Origin of the sequence: Cellulomonas bogoriensis 69B4 = DSM 16987, assembly GCF_000767165.1 — a bacterium.
GTDB classification, from domain to species: Bacteria; Actinomycetota; Actinomycetes; order Actinomycetales; family Cellulomonadaceae; genus Actinotalea; species Actinotalea bogoriensis.
Genome location: NZ_AXCZ01000303.1, coordinates 1 through 1,751 on the forward strand (window position 1 = coordinate 1; position 1,751 = coordinate 1,751).

A 1,751-nucleotide genomic window follows, 5' to 3' on the forward strand; every position below is an offset into this window, starting at 1 on the left:
GCGCACGGGCGCGCGGGGCCCGGTGGGCACGGGGGTGGTGTGGATGCGTCCGGTGCGGCGGATGTCGACGTCGGGGCCGACCTGCTCGGCGACCTGCCGGGCGACCATGCGGGTGGTGGGTGCGCCCAGCTGGTAGCGGACGGCCAGGGCGAAGGACCCGTCGGGGCGGGGGGCGAGCCCCAGGGACACCTGGGGGCCGGGTGCTGATCGTGGTGCGGGGTGCTCGGCGAGCAGGGCGCGCACGTGCTGCGCGACCTGCTCCTTGACCCGCCGTGCCTGCTGGTGGTCCATCGGCCCCCCGTCGTCCTGGGCGTGGTCCGGTGCGACCACGCCATGCCGGCCCTGGGCACGAGTGTGCTGGGTGGGGCTGACATCTGCAGGGCGAAGGCCCGGTCCGCGTGGTGCGGCCGGGCCTTCGCGGTACCTGACGGTGGGTCGGGCGGGTACAGCGGTGGTGCGGGTACAGCGGTGGTGCGGGTACAGCGGTGGTGCGGGTACGGCGGTCAGGCGGGGTCGTGCGCGCCTCGTGCGCTGCGGCGCCACAGGAGGGTGGCGACGCCGGCGAGGACCAGGCCGGTCGCGAGCGCGAGGAGGCCCAGGGCCTGGGTCCCGGTGACCGGCAGCGCCGGTTCGCCCTCCGGCTCGCCTGCGTCGTCACCGGTGTCCTCCGGCTGGGCGGGCGGGTCCGCGGGCCCCTCGGGCTCACCGGGCTCACCGGGCTCGGCCGGCGGTGCGGCCGGGTCGGCCACCACGTACGCACTGTAGGTGGCGGTGGCGCTCTGCCCGTAGGCGTCGGTGACCTGGTAGGTGACCGGGGTCGCGGCGCCCGAGAACGCGGCGTCGGGCTCGAACGTCAACCGGCCGGTGGCGGGGTCGAGCAGGTACGTGCCCTGGCCGGGGACGTCCACCTGGTCGGTGGGGTCGCCGTCTGCGGTGAGCAGCGTGACGGTGCCGCCGGTGGGTGCCTCCAGGACGGTGTCGGCCGCCTGGGGGGCGCCCTGCGGGCCGGTGGACGACAGGTCGGCGGCCGTGGGGCCGGGCGGTGCCTGGACCACGGGCACGAACACGCTGTCGACCACCTGCCCGTAGGCGTCGACGACCCGGACGGTGACACCGGTCGCGGTGCCCGCGAACCCGAGCACGGGGTCGAACGTCACCACGCCCGTGGTCGGGTCCAGGACGTACCGTCCTTCGCCCGCGACGGTCAGCTCGCTGCCGGTGGTGCTGTCGGCGCCGACGAGGGTGACGGTGCCGCCGGTCGGGACGGGGACCTGGTGCTGGTGGGGGTCCAGCCCCACCCCGGTGGTGGTCCCGGGCGCGGGCTCGGGGGCCGGCGGGGGCTGCACGGTGGGGGTGTAGGTGCCGTCGGCGGTCTGCCCGTAGGCGTCGGTGACCCGGTAGGCCACGGGGTCGGGGGTGCCGCTGAACCCGTGGACGGCGACGAACTCGATGTGTCCCTGCCCGTCGAGGGTGTAGGTGCCCTGCCCGGGGACGGTGACAGTGGTGGCGGGCAGCCCCGCCTGGTCGAGCAGGGTGACGGTCCCGGACTCGGGCACCGTGACCGTCGTGTGCTGGGGGTCGGTTCCGGTGCCGGTGGACGCGCGGTCGGGGGCCGTGGGGGCCGGCGGCGGGACGACGGTGGGCGTGTACGTCCCGGTGGTGGACTGCCCGTAGGCGTCGGCGACCCGGTAGGTGACGGGGTCGGCGGTACCGGCGAACCCGTGGACCGGGGTGAAGGTCAGCTGCTGCCC

General features: G+C 76.4%; 1 protein-coding gene and 1 pseudogene. Both read right to left on the reverse strand.

Annotated elements, in window-relative coordinates; genetic code table 11:
• Positions 1 to 330 (reverse strand): annotated as a pseudogene (locus N869_RS14855) (hypothetical protein); the annotation flags it as partial.
• 173 nt (positions 331 to 503) lie between these two features.
• A partial coding sequence (locus N869_RS16705; protein WP_408606370.1) for an Ig-like domain-containing protein occupies positions 504 to 1,751 on the reverse strand: 1,248 nt, incomplete at its 5' end.